The organism is Ideonella azotifigens, assembly GCF_021043325.1.
Taxonomy (GTDB): Bacteria; Pseudomonadota; Gammaproteobacteria; order Burkholderiales; family Burkholderiaceae_C; genus Ideonella; species Ideonella azotifigens.
Window position 1 is genome coordinate 8,915 of record NZ_JAJNKD010000028.1, and the last position, 20,066, is coordinate 28,980.

Below are 20,066 nucleotides of genomic sequence, written 5' to 3' on the forward strand. Positions count from 1 at the left end.
GAAGCATGCCTGCCGCGCGCTTGCGGCCCCCCGGCGCCGGGCTTTCCATGCCGCTCACCCTAAACACCAACCCCCGGCTTTCGTCTTTGACCATGTCCGGTCTCGCGTTCGTCGCGTGCCCCGGTCGTTCCTTTCAAGACACAGCCGACCATGCCCGCTTCCACGCCGAATCTCGCTGCCGCTCAACGCATCGCCGAACGCTTTGCTGCCCTGACCGACGCCCAGCGGCGCGCCGCGTACGCGAAGATGCAGGCCGAGGGGCTGCACATGGCGCAGTTCCCGGTGCCGCGGCGCCAGGCGGGAGCGGATGGGGCGGCGGCCTGCGCGCTGTCACATGCGCAGGAGCGGCAGTGGTTCCTGTGGCAGTTGGAGCCGCATGGCTCGGCTTATCACATGGCCGAGACGCTGCGCCTGCAGGGGCCGCTCGATGAAGCCGCCTTGCGCGCGGCGTTCCAGGCGCTGGTGGCCCGGCATGCAGCGCTGCGCACCGTCTTCCGGCCGGGTGAAGACGGCTTGCCGCAGCAGCTGGTTCAGCCCGTGCAAGCGCTGGACATTCCGCTGTGGGCGCATGACGGCGACACGCCTGACAGCGGCGACATGCAGGCTCGCCTGCACACGCTGGTCCACACGCCGTTCGATCTGGCGCAGGGCCCGCTGCTGCGCGTGGCGCTGATCCGCCTGGGCGCGCAGGACCATCTGCTGGCCGTGGTGATGCATCACATCGTCTCGGACGGCCGGTCGCTGCAGATCCTGGTGGCCGAGTTCGCCGAGCTGTACCAGGCGGCCTGCGCCGGCCAGGCCGCTGCGCTGAAGCCCTTGCCCGTGACCTATGCCGACTACGCCCTCTGGCAGCGCCAGTGGCTGGCGGCTGGCGAGAAGGAGCGCCAGCTGGCCTACTGGCGCGCGCAGCTGGGCGACGAGCATCCGGTGCTGCAACTGCCCACCGACCACCCGCGCCGCGCGGACGGCCGCTACACCGCGGCCCAGCATGGCCTGGACCTGCCGCAGGCGCTGGTGCAGGGCTTGCGCCGCCAGGCCCAGCAGCAGGGCGGCACCTTGTTCATGGCCTTGCTGGCGGGGCTGCAGGCCTTGCTCTACCGCCATACCGGCGAGGCGGACATGCGCGTGGGCGTGCCCATTGCCAACCGCCATCGCAGCGAGACCGAAGGCGTGGTCGGTTTTTTCGTCAACACCCAGGTGCTGCGCAGCCAGCTGCATGACGGCTTGCCGCTGCAGGCCTTGCTGGCGCAGGCCATCGAAGCCTCATTGGGCGCGCAGGACCATCAGGACCTGCCGTTCGAGCAATTGGTCGAAGCCCTGCAGCCCGAGCGCAGCCTGGGCAGCAGCCCGCTGTTCCAGGTGCTGCTGAACCATCAGCGCCAGGCGGCCACCGCCAGCGTGCAAGCCATTGCCGGCTTGCAGGTGCAGAGCCTGGCGCCAGCCACGCCTGCGGCGCTGTTCGAGCTGATGCTGGACGTGGCGGAGGACGAAGCAGGCCAGCCGCGCCTGAAGTTCGTCTACGCCCGTGAACTGTTCGAGCCGGCCAGCATCGCGCGAATGGCTGGCCACTACCTGGCCTTGCTGCAGGCGCTGGTGGAGGCCCCCGCGCAGCCGCTGGGCCAGGTGCCGCTGCTGGGCGCTGCCGAGCAGGCACAGCTGCGCCAATGGCGACAGCCGCTGCTGCAGGACGCGCCGGCGGCGCCGCTGCATGCATTGATCGAAGCCCAGGCGCAGCGTCAGCCCGCGGCCATCGCGTTGACGCTGGGCGACGCGCATGTCAGCTACGCCGAGCTGAACCAGCGTGCCAACCGCATTGCGCATCAGCTGATCGCGCGGGGCGTGGGGCCGGAGTGCAAGGTTGGCCTTGCGGTTGAGCGTTCGATCGAACTGGTGGTTGGCATGCTGGCCATCCTGAAAGCCGGCGGCGCCTACGTGCCGCTGGACCCGGACTATCCCGCCGAGCGCCTGGCCTACATGGTCGAGGACAGCGGCCTGGCGCTGCTGCTCAGCACCAGCGCGCTGCGAGCCAAGGTGCCGGTGCCGGCCACGCTGCCGGTGCTGTGCCTGGACGCGACGCCGCCTGCTGACGCCTACACCGACAACCCGGCCCGCGCTGCGCATGTGGACCAACTGGCCTACGTCATCTACACCTCCGGCTCCACCGGCCGGCCCAAGGGCGCGCAGCTCAGCCATCGGCACGTGGCGCGCCTGCTCAGCGCCACCGCACCGTGGTTCGGCTTTGGCCCGCGGGATGTGTGGACGCTGTTCCATTCCTACGCCTTCGACTTCTCGGTCTGGGAGATCTTCGGTGCGCTGTGCACCGGCGGCCGGCTGGTGGTGGTGCCGTACTGGGTCAGCCGTTCGCCGGCGGACTTCATGGCCTTGCTGCGCAGCGAGCAGGTCACGGTGCTGAACCAGACGCCTTCGGCCTTCCAGCAACTGGTGCACCTGCCGCACCTGCCCGAAGAAGAGGGCGCCGCGCCGCTCGCGCTGCGCCAGGTGATCTTCGGCGGCGAGGCGCTGGAGCCAGAGAGCCTGCGCCCGTGGTTCGACCGCCATGGCGATGAAATGCCGCGGCTGGTCAACATGTACGGCATCACCGAGACGACGGTGCATGTGACCTACCGGCCCATCACCCGTGCCGACCTCGGCTTGGGCAGAAGCCCCGTCGGCCGCGCCATTCCGGACCTGGGCCTGCAGGTGCTGGACGCGGCACTGAACCCGCTGCCAATCGGCGTGCCGGGCGAACTGCACGTCAGCGGTGCCGGCTTGGCGCGCGGCTACCTCGGCCGGCCCGGCCTGAGTGCCGAACGTTTCATTGCCGACCCCTTCGGCCCGCCGGGCGCGCGCCTGTACCGCACCGGCGACCTGGTGCGCCAGCGCGCCGATGGCCAGCTCGACTACCTCGGCCGCATCGACCAGCAGGTCAAGATCCGCGGCTTCCGCATCGAGCTCGGCGAGATCGAGGCCCAGTTGCTGGCCCAGCCCGAGGTGCAGGCCGCCGTGGTGATGGCGCGCAGGGCGGCGGGTGGCGACAGGCTGGTGGGCTACGTGGTGCCGCAGCCGGGTGCAGCGGCCGACGCTGCGCTGCTGCGCGAGCGGCTGGCCGCGCAACTGCCGGAGTACATGGTGCCGGCCGCGCTGGTGCTGCTGCCGGCGCTGCCGCTGAACGCCAACGGCAAGGTCGACCGCAAGGCCTTGCCCGAGCCCGAGCTGGCCACCGCGCAGCAGACCTTCGAGCCGCCGCAGGGCGAGGTGGAACAGGCGCTGGCCCTGTTGTGGGCCGAGGTGCTGGGCCTGCCGCAGGTGGGCCGTGCGGACAATTTCTTCGCGCTGGGCGGCCACTCGCTGCTGGCCATCCAACTGCTGGAGCGCATGCGCCGACAGGGCTGGAAGGTGCAGGTGCGCGAGCTGTTCCAGCACCCGCGCCTGGCGGACTTCGCCAGGCTTGTCGAGCCGGTGTCGGTGGACGAGCCCGCCGCGCCCGTCGCGCAAGTGGTCGGCATTCCGCCGGGCTGCGACTCGATCACGCCGGCGATGCTGCCGCTGGTCGCGTTGCAAGACAACCATCTGCGACTGATCGAATCCCAGGTGCCTGGCGGCGCCGCCAACATCCAGGACGTCTACCCGCTCGCGCCGCTGCAGGAAGGCATCCTGTTCCACCACATGATGCAGGCCGAGGGCGACGTCTACGTCAATGCCTTCCTGCTGGGCTTCGACAGCCGCGAGCGCCTGCAAGCTTTCGTTGAGGCGCTGAACCAGGTCGTGGCGCGGCACGACATCCTGCGCACTGCAGTGTTGTGGGACGGGCTGCCGGAGCCGGTGCAGGTCGTGGCACGCCAGGCCGCGCTGGCCATCGAATGGCCGCTGGAAGGCACGTCCTACGCTGGGGACGACGTGGCCGCGCAACTGACCGCGCTGGTGCAGGCGCGGGACTTCCGCATCGACGTGTGGCGCGCGCCGATGATGCGGCTGCTCGCCGCGCGCGATGCCGCCAACCAGCGCTGGCTGCTGCAGCTGCCCAGCCACCACCTGGCGCTGGACCATGCGTCCGAGGAGCTGTTGGTCGAGGAGATCGCGCAGATCCTGCAGGGCCGCGCTTCGCAACTGCCGGCCCCGGTGCCGTTCCGCCGCTTCGTGGCCCAGGCCCGCGAGGCGGCGGATCCGGCCGAGCAGACGCGCTTCTTCAAGGCCATGCTGGCGGAGGTGACCGAGTCCACCGCGCCTTTCGATCTGCTGGACGTGCAGGGCGATGGCGCTTCGCTGGCGGAGGCGCGCCAGATGCTGTCGCCCGCACTGGCCCAGGCGCTGCGCCTGCAGTGCCGGCAGGCCGGCATTGGCGCGGCCACGCTGTTCCACCTGGCCTGGGCGCTGGTGCTGGGCAAGACGACGGCGCGCGAAGACGTGGTCTTCGGCACCGTGCTGTTTGGCCGCATGCAGGGTGGCGAGGGCGCCGAGCGCGCGCTGGGCCTGTTCATCAACACGCTGCCGCTGCGGGTGAAGCTGCGCGGCCTGGGTGTGGCCGCTGCATTGCGGCAAACGCATGCGGCGCTCACTGAGCTGCTGCACCACGAGCACGCCAGCCTGTCACTGGCCCAGCGCTGCAGTGGCGTGCCTGCTGGCACACCGCTGTGCGCCACGTTGCTGAACTACCGCCACGTCACGCCCGCACAGGCGGACGCCGCGCAGGAAGCCCGCACCTGGCAAGGCATCGAAACCCTGGCCTTCCACGAGTCGTCCAACTACCCGTTCGGCCTGTCAGTGAACGACCAGGGCGAGGGCTTCGAGCTGATCGCGCAGATCGACCGGCGGGTGTCCGCACAGCGCATCTGCGACGACATGCAGCGCGCCGTGCAGCAACTGGTGCAGGCACTGGCCACCCAGCCCGACCAGCCGCTGCACACGCTGGCATTGCTCAGCCCCGTGGAGCTGGCGCAGCTGCAGCGCTGGGGCCGCGGCGACGCCAGTGGCTGCGACGGCCGGCTGGTGCATCAGCTGGTGGCCGAACAGGCCGCATTGCGGCCCGATGCGGTCGCGCTGATCATGGGCGAGCAGCAGCTCAGCTATGCAGAACTCGACACCCGCGCCAACCGGCTCGCGCACCGGCTGATCGCCGCCGGCGTGGCGCCCGAAGTGCGCGTCGGCCTGGCGCTGCCGCGTTCGTTGGACATGGTCGTCGCGCTGCTGGCAGTGCTGAAGGCTGGCGGCGCCTATGTGCCGCTGGACGCCAACTACCCGGCCGAGCGCCTGGCCTACATGCTGGCCGACAGCGGCGTGGCGCTGCTGCTGGCGCACACCCGCACCCAGCGCGGCCTGCCCGCACCGGCAACGCTGCTGCTGGACACGCTGGACCTGGCCGACCAACCGACGCATGCGCCCGAGGTGCCACTGCACGGCGAGCACCTGGCCTACGTCATCTACACCTCCGGCTCCACCGGCCAGCCCAAGGGCGTGGCGGTGGCGCACGGGCCGCTGGCCATGCACGTGCAGACCATCGGCCTGGCCTACGGCATGCGGCCCGAGGACCGCGAGCTGCAGTTCGCCTCCATCAGCTTCGACGGTGCGCACGAGCGCATCTGGGTGCCGCTGGCCTTCGGCTCGGCGCTGATGCCGCGGGACGAGGAGCTGTGGTCGGTCGAGCGCACCTGTGAGGAGATCCAGCGCCACGGCATCACCATTGCCTGCTTCACGCCCAGCTACCTGCACCAGATGGCCGAGCTGATGGGCGAGGCCGCCAGCCGGCTGCCGATCCGCTCGTACACGGTTGGCGGCGAAGCCATGCCGCGCACCAGCCTGGCGCTGGTGCATGCGGTGCTGAAACCCGAGCGCGTGATCAACGGCTACGGCCCGACCGAAACCGTCATCACGCCGACGATTGCAAAGGCCGAGCGTGGTGAAAACTTCGACGCCGCCTACATGCCCATCGGCCGCCTGGTCGGTGACCGCACGGCCCATGTGCTGGACGCCGCGCTGCGGCCGCTGCCGCCCGGCGTGGCCGGCGAGCTGTATCTCGGTGGCAGCGGCCTGGCGCGTGGCTACCTGGGCCGCGCCGGCCTGAGTGCCGAACGCTTCGTGGCCGATCCGTTCAGCGAAAACGGCGCGCGCCTCTACCGCACCGGCGACCTGGCTTGTTGGCGTGCAACTGCGGCCCCCAGGACCGGGCTGCCGCCCGGCCCGCCCCCCAAGGGGGACCAGGAACTCGGGAGCGGCCCGTCGTTCCTGGATGGCCAACTGGAATACCTCGGCCGCATCGACCACCAGGTCAAGATCCGAGGCTTCCGCATCGAGCTTGGCGAGGTCGAGGCCCAGTTGCTGGCGCAGCCGGAAGTGCGCGAGGCGGTGGCCGTGGCGCTGCCTGGCGGCGCCGGCTTGCGGCTGGTGGCTTACGTGTCGCTGCTGCCCGGCCAGCCGGTGGACGGTGCCACGCTGCGCAGCCGCCTGGCCGCGCTGCTGCCCGAGCACATGCTGCCCAGCCTGACGGTGGTGCTGCCCACGCTGCCGCTGAACCTGAACGGCAAGGTGGACCGGGCCGCGCTGCCGGTGCCGGCCTTCGAAGCTGCCGCCGAACACGCCGCGCCGCAGGGCGCAGCAGAGACCACCCTGGCCACGCTGTGGGCCGAAGTGCTGGGCGTGCCGCGCGTGGGCCGGCACGACAACTTCTTCGAGCTGGGTGGGGACTCCATCCTCAGCCTGCAGATCGTCGCCCGGGCCCGCGAGCGCGGCTGGCGGCTCACGCCGCGCCAGCTCTTCGAGCGCCAGACCGTCGCCCAGCTGGCCCAGGTGGCCGAGCCGGTGCACGCGGCCGGGCCCGCCGCGGTGGCGGCCTTGCCCGAGGGCTGGCTGCCACTGCTGCCCATCCAGGCCGACTTCTTCGCCCAGGCCGCGCCTTCGCTGCACTGGAACCAGGCGGTGCTGCTGCAAAGCCGCGCCGCGCTGCAGCCCGAACCGTTGCGCGCTGCGCTGGCCGCGCTGCTGCGCCAGCATCCCAGCCTGCGGCTGCGCTTCGCGCTTTCGCCCGAAGGCGTCTGGCAACAACGCTACGCAGCCGCCGACGAGGCCGACGCCGCCGAGCTGCTCTGGCTGCGCCAGGCGGCCGATGCGGCCGAGCTGCAGCGCCACTGCGACGAAGCCCAGCGCAGCATCGGCGTGCAGCACGGCCCGCTGCTGCGCGCACTCGCGGTGCAGCTGCCGGACGCCAGCTGGCGCCTGCTGCTGGCCATCCACCACCTGGCGGTCGACGGCGTCTCGTGGCGCATCCTGCTGCAGGATCTGGAAACGGCGTTGCGCCAACAGGCCGCCGGCCAGCCGGTGGTGCTGGCGCCGGCCACCAGCCGCTACGACGAATGGGTGCAGGCACTGCAGGCGCGCGCCGCGGACCATGCGCACGAGCTGCCGCATTGGCTGGCGCAGGCGGAAGCTGCCGAGCCCTGGCCCTGCGCCGGGCCACAGGGCCGAAACCGCATGGCCGACCAGGCCAGCCTGTCGTTCACGCTGTCGCCCGCCACCACGCAGGCCTTGCTGAAACAGGCGCCGGCCGCCTATCGCACGCAGGTCAACGACTTGCTGCTGACCGCGCTGGGCCGCGCGCTGTGCGCAGCCAGCGGCCGCAGCGAGCTGCAGGTCGACCTCGAAGGCCACGGCCGGGAAGACCTGGTGCCGGGGCTGGACCTGTCGCGCACGGTGGGCTGGTTCACCACCGTGCATCCGGTGCGGCTGGCGCCGCTGGGCGAGCCTGGCGTTGCGCTGCCGCGCGTCAAGGAAGCGCTGCGCCAGGCACCAAACAAGGGCCTGGGCCACGGCCTGCTGCGGCACTTCGGCACGCCTGCGCAGCGCGCGGCGCTGGCCGCTGCGCCCGCGTCGCCGGTGCTGTTCAACTACCTCGGCCAGTTCGACGGCAGCTTCGATGCCGAAGCGCCGTGGACACCGGCCGCGGAATCTGCCGGCGAGTCGGTCGACCCCGAAACCCCGCGCCCGCACGAGTTCAGCGTGCATGGCCAGGTCTTCGAAGGCCGGCTGCGGCTGGAGGTGGCCTACAGCCGCGAGCGCCATGACCAAGCCGCCGTGCAGGCCTGGATGCAGGGCTTCGAGCAGGCGCTGGAAGCGCTGGTGGCGCATTGCTGCAGCGGCGCACGCGGCGTCTCGCCTTCGGACTTCCCGCTGGTTCGCCTGACCCAGCCAGAGCTGGACGCCTTGCCCCTGCCTGCGGCCCGGCTGCAGGACTTGCTGCCACTCTCGCCCATGCAGCAAGGCCTGCTGTTCCACAGTCTCTACGAGCAGCAGGGCGCCGCCTATGTGACCCAGCTGCGTGTCGACGTGACCGGCCTGGACGTTGCCCGTTTCCACGCCGCCTGGCAAACCGTGCTGGCTCGCCACGAGGTGCTGCGCAGCGGTTTCCTGATCGGTGAACGTCCGCTGCAATGGGTGGCCGCCGAGGCCACGCTGCCGCTGGCGCAACACGATGCGCGTGAGCTGGCCGAACCCACGGCAGCGCTGGACGCCTGGGCCAGTGCCGACCTGGCCACCAGCTTCGACCTGGCCAGCCCGCCGCTGATGCGGCTGACGCTGGTGCAGCTGGGCGCCCGGCGCTACCACCTGATCTGGACCCTGCATCACCTGCTGCTGGACGGCTGGAGCGCCTCGCGCCTGATGGGCGAGGTGCTGCGCCTGTACGAAGGCCAGGCGCTGGCGCCCACCGTGGCTCGCTACCGTGACTACCTGGCCTGGCTGCAGGCACGGGACGCGGCGGCCGACCAGCGTTACTGGCAGGAGCGCCTGGCGGCAGTGGCCGAGCCCACGCTGCTGGCCGACGCATTGCCGCGCCCCGCCCAGCCCGAAGCAGGGCAGGGCAGGCAGCTGCTGGACTTCGGCCCTGAGGCCACGCAAGCCCTGCTGGCGGCGACTCGCGCCGAGCGCATCACCCTCAACACGCTGGTGCAGGCTGCCTGGGCCCTGCTGCTGGCGCGGCACACGGGGCAATCGGTGGCGGTCTTCGGTGCGACGGTCGCCGGCCGGCCGGCCGAGCTGCCGGGTGCCGAGCAGATGCTGGGCCTGTTCATCAACACCTTGCCGGTTGCCGTGCCGCTGCCGGCCGCGCAGCGGGTGGGCGAGTGGCTGCGGGCGCTGCAGGCGCAGAACCTGGCCTCGCGCGAGCATGAGCATGCGCCGCTGTACGAGATCCAGCGCTGGGCCGGCCGTGCCGGCCAGCCGCTGTTCGACACGCTGCTGGTGTTCGAGAACTACCCCGTGGACCAGGTGCTGGCCGAAGCCGCGCCTGGCGGCCTGCAGTTCGGCGACGTGGCGATGCAGGACGACACGCACTATCCGATGACGCTCTCGGTCCACCAGAGCGCCACGCTGACCATCGCGCTGGATCATTCGCGGGCCCGCTTCAGCGCCGCGGCCGCGGCCGCCCTGGCCGCGCAACTGCGGCACCTGGTGCTGGCGCTGGTCGAGGCGCCCGAGCAGGTGCTGGGCGAGGTGCAGGCGCTGGACGCCGCGGCCCGCGCCAGCTGGCTGCAACACGGCGCCGGCGCGGCCTGCCTGGCCGGCTTCGAGCCGGTGCACCAACGCTTGGCACGCCAGGCGGCGCTTCGCCCGCAGGCGCTTGCGCTGGTGTTCGGCGAAGAAATGTTGTGTCATGCCGAGCTGAACCAGCGCGCCAACCGCCTCGCCCACTGGCTGATGGCCCAAGGCGTGCGCGCCGAGGTCACCGTGGGCGTGGCGCTGGCGCGTTCGGTTGACATGGTGGTGGCCGTGCTGGCCATCCTGAAGGCCGGTGGCGCCTACGTGCCGCTGGACCCGGCCTATCCGCCGGAGCGCCTGGCGCACATGGTGGACGACAGCGGCATGGCGCTGCTGCTGTGCCACGCCGCGGTGCGCGAGCGCCTGCCGGTGCAGGCCGGCTGCCGCGTGGTCGAGATCGAATCGCTGCGCCTGGGCGATGAGGCCGGCGATGACCCGCAGGTGCAGGTGCACGCGGGTCAACTGGCCTACCTGATGTACACCTCCGGCTCCACCGGCAAGCCCAAGGGCGTGGCGATGGCGCACGGCCCGTTGGCCGACCATGTGCAGGTGGCCGAAGCCTTCTTCGGCTTGCAGCCCGAGGACCGCGTGCTGCAGTTCGCCACGCTGAATTTCGATGGCTTCGTCGAGCAGCTGTACCCCGCGCTGTGCGTGGGCGCCGCCGTGGTGCTGCGCGGGCCGGACGTGTGGGACGCCCACACTTTCCACCGCGCGCTGCACCGCCACGGCATCACCGTGGCCGACCTGACCACGGCCTACTGGTTTCTGCTGCTGCAGGACTTCGCGCGCCTGGGCCTGCGCGACCATGGCCGGCTGCGCCTGGTGCACGCCGGCGGCGAAGCCATGCCGCCCGAAGGCCTGGCGGCCTGGCGCGAGGCCGGGCTTTCCCAAGTGGCGCTGCGCAACACCTACGGCCCGACCGAAGCCGCCGTCACCGCCACCGTGCTGGACTGCGCGCCCTATGTGCAGCAGGCCCTGCCGGTGCCGGCCCGTTTGCCGATCGGCCAGGCCTTGCCGGGCCGTCAGCTGTACGTGGTGGACGCCGAGCTGAACCTCGCGCCGCCAGGCGCCATTGGCGAGGTGTGCATTGGCGGCGAGCTGCTGGCGCGCGGCTATGCGCGCCGCGCCGGCCTGAGCGCCGAACGTTTCGTGGCGGATCCATTTGCCACCCATGGCGGCCGGCTCTACCGCACCGGAGACCTGGTGCGCTGGACCGAAACTGGCGCGCTCGAATACATGGGCCGCAGCGACCACCAGCTGAAGATCCGCGGCTTCCGCGTCGAGCTGGCCGAGATCGAGGCGCAACTGCTGGCGCAGCCTGGCGTGCGCGAGGCTGTGGTGGTCGCGCAGCCCGCGGCCACCGGTGCGCGGCTGCTGGCCTATGTGTCGGCGGACGAAGGCACGGCGCTGCAAGGCGAGGCCCTGCGGGATGCCCTGGCTGTTGCGTTGCCGGACTACATGCTGCCCGCCGCCATTGCGGTGCTGCCCGCCTTGCCGCTGAACGCCAACGGCAAGATCGACCGCCATGCGCTGCCGCAACTTGCGCTGGCCGAGGCGCAGGCCTTCGAGCCGCCGCAAGGCGAACGCGAATGCCTGCTGGCCGCGCTGTGGCAGTCGCTGCTGGGTCGCCCGCAGGTGGGCCGGCAGGACCACTTCTTCGCGCTCGGCGGCCACTCGCTGCTGGCCGTGCAACTGCTGGGGCAGCTGCGGCGCCAGGGCTGGCAGACGGACGTGCGCACGCTGTTCCAGCGGCCACGCCTGGCCGAGCTGGCGGCCGTGTTGCAGCCGGTGGGCGAGGTGCAGGTTTCGGCAGATGCCGAGTCCGCCGTGCCGGCCGGTTGCAGCGCGCTGACCCCGGCGATGCTGCCGTTGGTGGCATTGGACGACGCGCAGCTGCGCCTGATCGAGGCTGCCGTGCCCGGCGGCGCGCGCAATGTGCAGGACGTCTACCCGCTGGCCCCGCTGCAGGAAGGCATCCTGTTCCATCACTTGATGCAGGAGACGGGCGACGCCTATGTCACGCCCTGCCTGCTGGCCTTTGACAGCGAGGCCAGGCTGCTGGCCTTCATCGCCAGCCTGAACCGCGTGATTGCGCGCCACGACATCCTGCGCACAGCCGTGCTGTGGGAAGGCCTGGCCGCGCCGGTGCAGGTGGTGCAGCGCGAGGCCACGCTGGTGCTCGAATGGCTGGCGCAAGGCGAGGGCGACACCGCCGAGCGCCTGAACGCCGCCGTGGACCCGGCGCGCCACCGCATTGACGTGCGCCGCGCGCCGATGCTGCGCGCATTGGCTGCGCAGGATGCAGCGGGCCAGCGCTGGCTGCTGCAGCTGCCCAGCCACCACCTGGTGCTGGATCACACCACGCTGGCGCTGCTGATCGCCGAGATCGCCGAAGTGCAGCAGGGCCGCGAGGCCGCGCTGCCGGCGCCGGTGCCATTTCGCCGCTACGTGGCGCAGGCCGTGCGCGCGCAGGACCGCGCCGCGCAGGAGGCTTATTTCCGCCGCACCTTGGGCGACCTGGACGAGCCGACCGCGCCGTTCCAGCTGCTGGACGTGCGCGGTGATGGCACAGGTGTTGACGAGTTGCGCCTGCCGCTGCCGGCCGCGCTGGCGGCCCAGCTGCGGCGCGAGGCGCAGCGCCATGGTGTGAGCGCCGCGGCGTTGTTCCACCTGGCCTGGGCCATGGTGCTGGCCCGCTGCACCGGGCGGCAGGACGTCGTCTTCGGCACCGTGCTGTTCGGCCGGCTGCAGGGCGATGCCGAGGTCGGCCGCGCGATGGGCCTGTTCATCAACACCTTGCCGCTGCGCCTCCGCCTGGCCGGGCAGGACGCGCCACAAGCCCTGCGGCAGACGCACGAGGCGCTGGCCGAGCTGCTGCGCCATGAGCACGCCAGCCTGGCGCTGGCGCAGCGCTGCAGCGGTCTGCCCGGCGGCACGCCGATGTTCACCGCGCTGCTGAACTACCGCTACGGCAGCCCGGCCGCGGCCGAAGGTGTGTCGGCCTGGCAGGGGGTGGAGATGCTGGGTGGCGAGGAGCGCACCAACTACCCGTTCACGCTCTCGGTGGACGACCTGGTGGACCAGGACGGTGGCTTCGACCTCGTTGCGCAGGTGGTGCGCAGCGTTGGCGCCGAGCGTATCTGCAGCTTGACCGTGGCCGCGCTGCAAGGCCTGGCCGATGCCTTGACCGAGGGTGGCAGCCAGCGCCTGGGCGAACTCGCGCTGGCCACCCAGGCCGAGCGCGAGGCGCTGCAGCGCTGGGGCGTGGCCGAGCCGGCGCTGCCGGGTGCGGAGCCGGTGCACCGCCTGATCGAGCGCCGCGTGCGGGCCCAGCCTGATGCACCGGCCGTGGTGTTCGGCGACACGGTGCTGAGCTACGCCGAGCTGAACCGCCGCGCCAACCAGCTGGCGCATCGCCTGATCGCGGCCGGCGTGCGGCCGGATGCGCGCGTGGGCGTGTGGATGGCACGTTCCATCGAGATGGTCGTCGCGCTGCTGGCGGTGATGAAGGCGGGCGGCGCCTACGTGCCGCTGGACCCGGAACACCCCGACGAACGCCTGGCCTACATGGCCGAGGACAGTGGCATCTCGCTGCTGTTGAGCGATCGCGACGTGGCGCCGTTTGCTGCCGGTCTGCCGAACTGGAACCTGCGCACGCTGGACCTGTCCGAGGCGCGGCAGGACGACCCGCGGCCGCTGCTGCATGGCGAGCACCTGGCCTATGTGATCTACACCTCCGGCTCCACCGGCCGGCCCAAGGGCGCGGCCAACCATCACCGCGCGCTCTACAACCGGCTGGCCTGGATGCAGCAGGCTTACGCACTGTCGCCACGCGACACCGTGCTGCAGAAAACCCCGTTTGGCTTCGACGTGTCGGTCTGGGAGTTCTTCTGGCCGCTGATGGCCGGCGCCCGCCTGGCCGTGGCCGCACCCGGCGAACACCGCGACCCGGCGCGCCTGGTCGCGCTGATCCTTCAGCACGGTGTCAGCACGCTGCACTTCGTGCCGTCGATGCTGCAGGCCTTCCTGGCGCATGAGGGCGTGGAGGCCTGCAACGAGGTGCTGCGCCGCATCGTCTGCAGCGGCGAGGCCTTGCCGGCCGAGGCGCAGCGCGATGTCTTCCGGCGGCTGCCGGGTGCCGCGCTGTACAACCTCTACGGCCCGACCGAAGCCGCCATCGACGTGACCCACTGGACCTGCCGCGAAGACGGCCGCGGCCAGGTCGCCATCGGCCGGCCCATCGCCGGCTTGCGCACCCAGGTGCTGGATGCGGACCTGAACCCCAGCCCGCCGGGCGTCGCCGGTGAGCTCTACCTCGGCGGCGTGGGCCTGGCCCGCGGCTACCTGGGCAAGCCGGCGCTCAGTGCCGAGCGCTTCATTGCCGATCCGCTGGGCGCGGACGGCGAACGCCTGTACCGCACCGGCGACCTGGCGCGCTGGGTTTCAAATGCAGCCCCCAGGACCGGGCTGCCGCCCGGCCCGCCCCCCAAGGGGGAGCAGGAACTCGGGAGCGGCCCGTCGTTCCTTGACGGCCAGCTCGAATACCTGGGCCGCACCGACCACCAGGTGAAGATCCGCGGCTTCCGCATCGAGCTGGGTGAGATCGAGGCACGGCTGCTGGCGCAGCCGGAAGTGCGCGAGGCCGTGGTGGTCGCGCGCAGCGGCCCCGGCGGCGCGCGGCTGCTGGCCTACGCATCCTTGCATGCCGGCCAGGTGGCGGACGCCGCATTGCTGCGCGAGCGCCTCGCCACCGGCCTGCCCGAGTACATGGTGCCGGCCAGCCTGACGCTGCTGCCGCAACTGCCGCTGAACACCAACGGCAAGGTCGACCGCAAGGCCTTGCCCGAGCCCGAGGCCAGCACGGCCGGTGCGTTCGAGGCGCCGGTGGGCGAGGTGGAGACCGCCATTGCCGCGCTGTGGGCCGAGGTGCTGCAGCGCCCGCGCGTGGGTCGCCACGACAACTTCTTCGAGCTGGGCGGCGACTCCATCCTCAGCCTGCAGATCGTCTCCCGCGCGCACCGCGCCGGCTGGCGCCTCACGCCGCGCCAGCTCTTCGAGCGCCAGACCGTGGCGCTGCTGGCGCCCGTGGTGCAGGCCGTGGGCCAGGCCGCCGAGCTGCGCCGCGAGGTGCAGGGCACGCTGCCGCTGCTGCCCTTCCAGGCCGAGTTCTTCGCGGCCGACATTCCGGCTCGCCACCACTGGAACCAGGCCGTGCTGCTGGCCAGCCGCGAGGCGCTGGCGCTCGGTCCGTTGGCCGACGCGCTGGCCGCGCTGGTGCGCCACCACGAGAGCCTGCGCCTGCGCTTTGTCGCCGACGCGCACGGCCACTGGCAGCAGGCCTATGCCGGGCAGGTCGATGCCGGCGAGTTGCTGTGGCACCGCCAGGCCGCCGACGCCGCTGCGCTCGATGCGATCTGCAATGAGGCCCAAACCAGCCTGGACCTGACGCACGGCCCGCTGCTGCGTGCCTGCGCCGTCGCGCTGGCCGATGGCAGCTGGCGGCTGCTGCTGGTGCTGCACCATTTGGTGGTGGACGGCGTCTCGTGGCGCGTGCTGCTGGAAGACCTGCAGACGGCCTACGCGCAATGCTGCGCCGGCCAGCCGGTCGCGCTGCCGCCGGCCACCAGCAGCGTGAAGGACTGGGTGCTGGCCCTGCAGGCGCATGCCGCGCAGGCGGGTGACGAGCTGGCGGGCAATGAACTGTTGCACTGGCAGTCGCTGGCCGATGTGCCGGCGACCCTGCCTTGCGACCACCCGGATGGCCGCAACACCGCGGCCGACCAGGCCGGCCTGCAGCTGCGGCTGGACCGGGCGCAGACGCAGGCCTTGCTGCGCCAGGCGCCTGCCGCCTACCGCACCCAGGTCAACGACCTGCTGCTGACCGCGCTGGGCCGTGCGCTGTGCGCCTGGAGCGGCCACGCGCGTGTGCTGGTCGACCTCGAAGGCCATGGCCGCGAAGCGCTTGCTGGTTCGCCGGAACTCGACCTGTCCCGCACCGTGGGTTGGTTCACCAGCCTGTTCCCGGTGGCGCTCTCACCGCTGGGCGAACCCGGCGAGGCCTTGAAGCGTGTCAAGGAAGACCTGCGCCGCGTGCCGGCTCACGGCCTGAGCCATGGCGTGTTCAAGCACCTGGGCAGCGCCGCGCAGCGCGAGGCGCTGCAAGCCCTGCCGCGTGCCGAAGTGGTCTTCAACTACCTGGGCCAGCTGGACGGCAGCTTCGAGGCCGATGGCGGCTGGCAGCCTGCGCCCGAGAGCGCCGGCCGCGTGGTGGACGACGCCGCGCCGCGCTTCCACCAGTTCTCGGTCGACGGCCAGGTGCTGGACGGCGAGCTGAGCCTCACCGTGAGCTACAGCCGCGCCCGCCACGAGGCGGCCAGCGTGCAGGGCTGGGTGGACGGCTTCGAGCAGGAGCTGCTGGCGCTGATGGCGCACTGCACGAGCGGCGTGCGCGGCATCACGCCGTCCGACCTGCCGCTGGCCGGCCTGGACCAGGCGCAGCTCGACGCTGCCGCGCTGCCGCTGGACCGGCTGGTGGACCTGTACCCGCTCTCGCCCATGCAGCAAGGCATGCTGTTCCACAGTCTTGTGGAAACTGATGGCAGCGCCTACGTGGCCCAGCTGCGGCTGGACATCGAACGCCTGGACCCGCAGCGCTTCCACCTGGCCTGGCAGCAGGCAGTGCAGCAGCACGAGGTGTTGCGCACCGGCTTTGTCCAGCTGAGCGGCACGCCGCGCCAGTGGGTGGCGCGCAGCGCCGAGCTGCCGATGCTGCTGCTGGACTGGCGCGGCCGGGCGGACCTGCCGCAGGCGCTGGACGCGCTGGCGCAGACCCAGCACCAGGGCCTGGCGCTGGACCAGCCGGTGCTGATGCGGCTGGCGCTGGTGCGCGTGGCCGAGGCCACGCACCACCTGATCTGGACCCACCACCACCTGCTGCTGGACGGCTGGAGCTCGGCCCGGCTGCTGGCCGAGGTGCTGCAGCGCTACCAGGGCGAAACCCCGGCCACGCCGCCGTCCCGCTACCGCGACTACATCGCGCTGCTGCAAAGCCGTGACGCTGCGGCCAGCGAAGCCTACTGGCGCACCCAACTGGCCCGTCTGCCCGAGCCCACGCTGCTGGCCGACGCGCTGCCGCGCCCGCTGGCCGGCCTGGTGCCCGAAGGCTACGGCGAGATCGAAGCCGCGCTGGACGCGCCGGCCACCGCGCGCTGGCTGGCCTTCGCGCGCCAGGCGCGTGTCACGCCCAACACGCTGGTGCAGGCTGCCTGGGCGCTGCTGCTGGCGCGCTACACCGGCCAGCGCGAGGTGGCCTTTGGCGCCACCGTGGCCGGCCGCCCGGCGGACCTGCCCGGCGCCGAACAGATGCTGGGCCTGTTCATCAACACGCTGCCTGTCATCACCGCGCTGCCTTCGGGCCAGCGCCTGGGCGATTGGCTGCGGGCGCTGCAGGCGCAGAACCTGGCGTCGCGCGAGCATGAGCACACGCCCCTGCACGAGATCCAGCGCTGGGCCGGGCAGGGCAGCCGCGGTTTGTTCGACAGCATCGTGGTGTTCGAGAACTACCCCGTCGGCGAGATGCTGGCGCGCTCGGCCGACAGCGGCCTGGTGTTCCACGCGCCGCGCAGCGTCGATGTGTCCAACTACCCGATGGACGTGGAAGTGCACCTGGCCGACACGCTGATGATCAAGCTGATCTACCAGCGCCAGCACTTTGGCCTGGCGCAGGTGCAGGCCTTGTCGCGCCATCTTTTCGGGCTGCTGCAGGCCATGGCCGAGGCGGGCGAGGGCACGCTGCTGCGCGAGTTCAGTCCGCTCTCTGCGCCTGAGCAGGCTGCGCTGCTGCTGCAGGGCCGGCAGGCCCAGGGCCGTGCCGAGCCGCCGGCGCCGCGCACTGCCGTGCATTGCCTGATCGAGGCTCGCGCCCGCGCGCAGCCGCAGGCCATTGCGCTGGTGATGGGCGAGCAGGAGCTGAGCTATGCGCAGCTCAATGCCCGCGCCAACCGCCTGTCGCGCTGCCTGCGCCAGGCGGGGCTGCGGCCGGGCGCGCGCGTGGGCGTGGCGATGGAGCGTTCGCTGGACACCATTGCCGCGATGCTGGCCATCCTGAAGGCCGGCGCTGCCTACGTGCCGCTGGACCTGGCCTATCCCGAAGAGCGGCTGGCCTTCATGGTGCAGGACAGCGGCGTGCAGGCCGTGCTGGCGCACCGCCAGGCCTTGCCTGGCCTGCGCCTGCCGGCAGGCGTGCGGCGCATCGAGCTGGAAACCTTGGACCTGCAGGCCCAGCCGGCACACGACCTCGCGCTGCCGGTGCACGAGCATGTGCTGGCCTACGTCATCTACACCTCCGGCTCCACCGGCACGCCCAAGGGCGTGGCCGTGTCGCACGGGCCGCTGGCCATGCATTGCCTGGCCACGGCCGAGGTCTACGGCATGGGCCCGGGCTCCTGCGAGCTGCACTTCATGTCCTTCTCGTTCGACGGCGCGCACGAGCGCTGGCTCACCGCGCTCTGCGTGGGCGCTGGCCTGGCGCTGCGCGACAACGAGCTGTGGACCGCCGAGCAGGCCTACGACGCGCTGCACCGCTACGGCGTCACCAACGCCGCATTCCCGCCGGCCTACCTGGGCCAACTCGCGGATTGGGCCAGCACGCGCAACGACGCGCCGCCGGTCGAGCTTTATGTCTTCGGCGGCGAAGCCATGCCCAAGGCGTCCTACGACAAGGTGCGCGAAACGCTGCGGCCGCAGGTGCTGATCAACGGCTACGGCCCGACCGAAACCGTGGTCACGCCGCTGATCTGGAAGAGCGACGCGAGCGAAGGTTTCGACTGCGCCTACGCGCCCATCGGCAAGCCGGTGGGCGAGCGCGCGGTGTACGTGTGCGATGCGGACATGCGCCTGGTGCCTGCCGGCGTGGTGGGCGAGCTCTACATCGGCGGCTACGGCCTGGCGCGCGGCTACCTCGGTCGCCAGGGGCTGACGGCCGAGCGCTTCGTGGCCGACCCGTTCAGCAACGAAGGCGGTCGCCTCTACCGCACCGGCGACCTGGTGCGCTGGATGGCCGACGGCAACATCGAGTACATCGGCCGCGTCGACCATCAGGTGAAGATCCGTGGCTTCCGCATCGAGCTGGGCGAGATCGAAAGCCGCACTCGCGAGATGCCTGGCGTGCTGGACGTGGCCGTCGTCGCCCGCGATGGCACCGGTGGCCGCCGCCTGGTCGCCTACCTGGTGCCAATGGCCGGGCAGGACGCAGGCCGCCTGGCCGCCCGCGTGCAACAGCAATGGCGCGAGCAACTGCCGGACTACATGGTGCCGGCGCAGCTCGTCACGCTGCCCGCACTGCCACGCCTGGTCAGCGGCAAGCTGGACCGTGCGCAACTGCCCGAGCCCGAGCGGGCGCAAGGGCGGGCCGTGAAGCCGCCTTCCACACCGCAGGCGCGCCAGCTGGTGGCGATCTGGCAGGAGGTGCTGGGCGTGCAGGCGATTGGCGAAGACAGCAACTTCTTCGAATGCGGCGGCGACTCGCTGTCCAGCCTCAAGCTGCTGGCCAGGATGCGCGCGCTCGGCGACCCCGCGCTGGCCTTCAAGCTGCGTGACCTGATGCAGCGCCCCACCATTGCCAGCCTGCTGGGCCTGCACAGCAGCGCTGCGCAGCCCAGCGCTTCGCCGGCAGGCCTGCAGCGCCTGGACGCAGGCGGCGCCACCGCGAGCGGCGAACCGCTGTTCTGCCTGCACGCAGGTCTCGGCACCGTCTTCGACTACCGCCCGCTCGCCCGCCACCTGCAAGGCCAGCGCCCGGTCTACGGCATCCCCAGCCGCATGCTCGGCGACCCGTCGCACCGCGAAGATTCGCTGCCGCAAATGGCCACCGATTACGCGCGCATGATCCAGGCCCAGCAGCCGCAAGGCCTGCTGCACCTGATCGGCTGGTCCTTCGGCGGCACGCTGGCCGCAGCCGTCGCCGCCGTGCTCGAACAAGCCGGCCGCCAGGTCGCCTTCCTCGGCCTGGTGGACCCGTTCATTCCGGCCAGCGGCGAGCAATCAGAGGCCATGGACGGCGACATCCGCCAGGCCCTGCGAGACTTCGCCCAGCTCGCACTGCCCGGTCAAAGCGAGCTGGATCCTGCCAGCTTGCCCGCCATCGAAACGCTGGGCGACGAAGCCACCGTCGCCGCCTGGCTGGACGCCCGCATTGCGCTGCTGCGCGCCAGCGGCGTTGCGGGGTCAGCTGAAGCTGGCGACCTGAACAGCCTGGATGGCAGCGAACTCGCTCGGGTCTTCAGCGTCGCGTTGAGACTGCGCGAGATCGCCGCGCAGGCCGATGCGCTGGTGCCGGTGCAGTGCAGCGCGCAATCCTGGTGGGTGGCCGAGCGGCCGGCTGCAGATCGGGCGGTGCTGTCGGCACAGCTCGGTCGGGCGCTCGCCGCGGAGCAGGCCTTGCCCGTGGGGCACTTCGGCCTGCTGGCTCATGCGGGCCTGTTGGAGGGCGTGGCCGCAGCGTTGCGCGAGCGGCGGTAGTTGGCCGGCACGGGGATGGCAGGAGG

1 protein-coding gene is annotated in these 20,066 nt (G+C 71.7%); it reads left to right on the top strand.

Going from position 1 to position 20,066, the window contains the following annotated elements; translation table 11 throughout:
* The first annotated feature begins 150 nt into the window (after positions 1–150).
* Positions 151–20,040, top strand: a complete 19,890-nt coding sequence (locus LRH25_RS31665) for a non-ribosomal peptide synthase/polyketide synthase (RefSeq protein ID WP_231013192.1) — start codon at positions 151–153, stop codon at positions 20,038–20,040.
* The last annotated feature ends 26 nt before the right edge of the window (positions 20,041–20,066 follow it).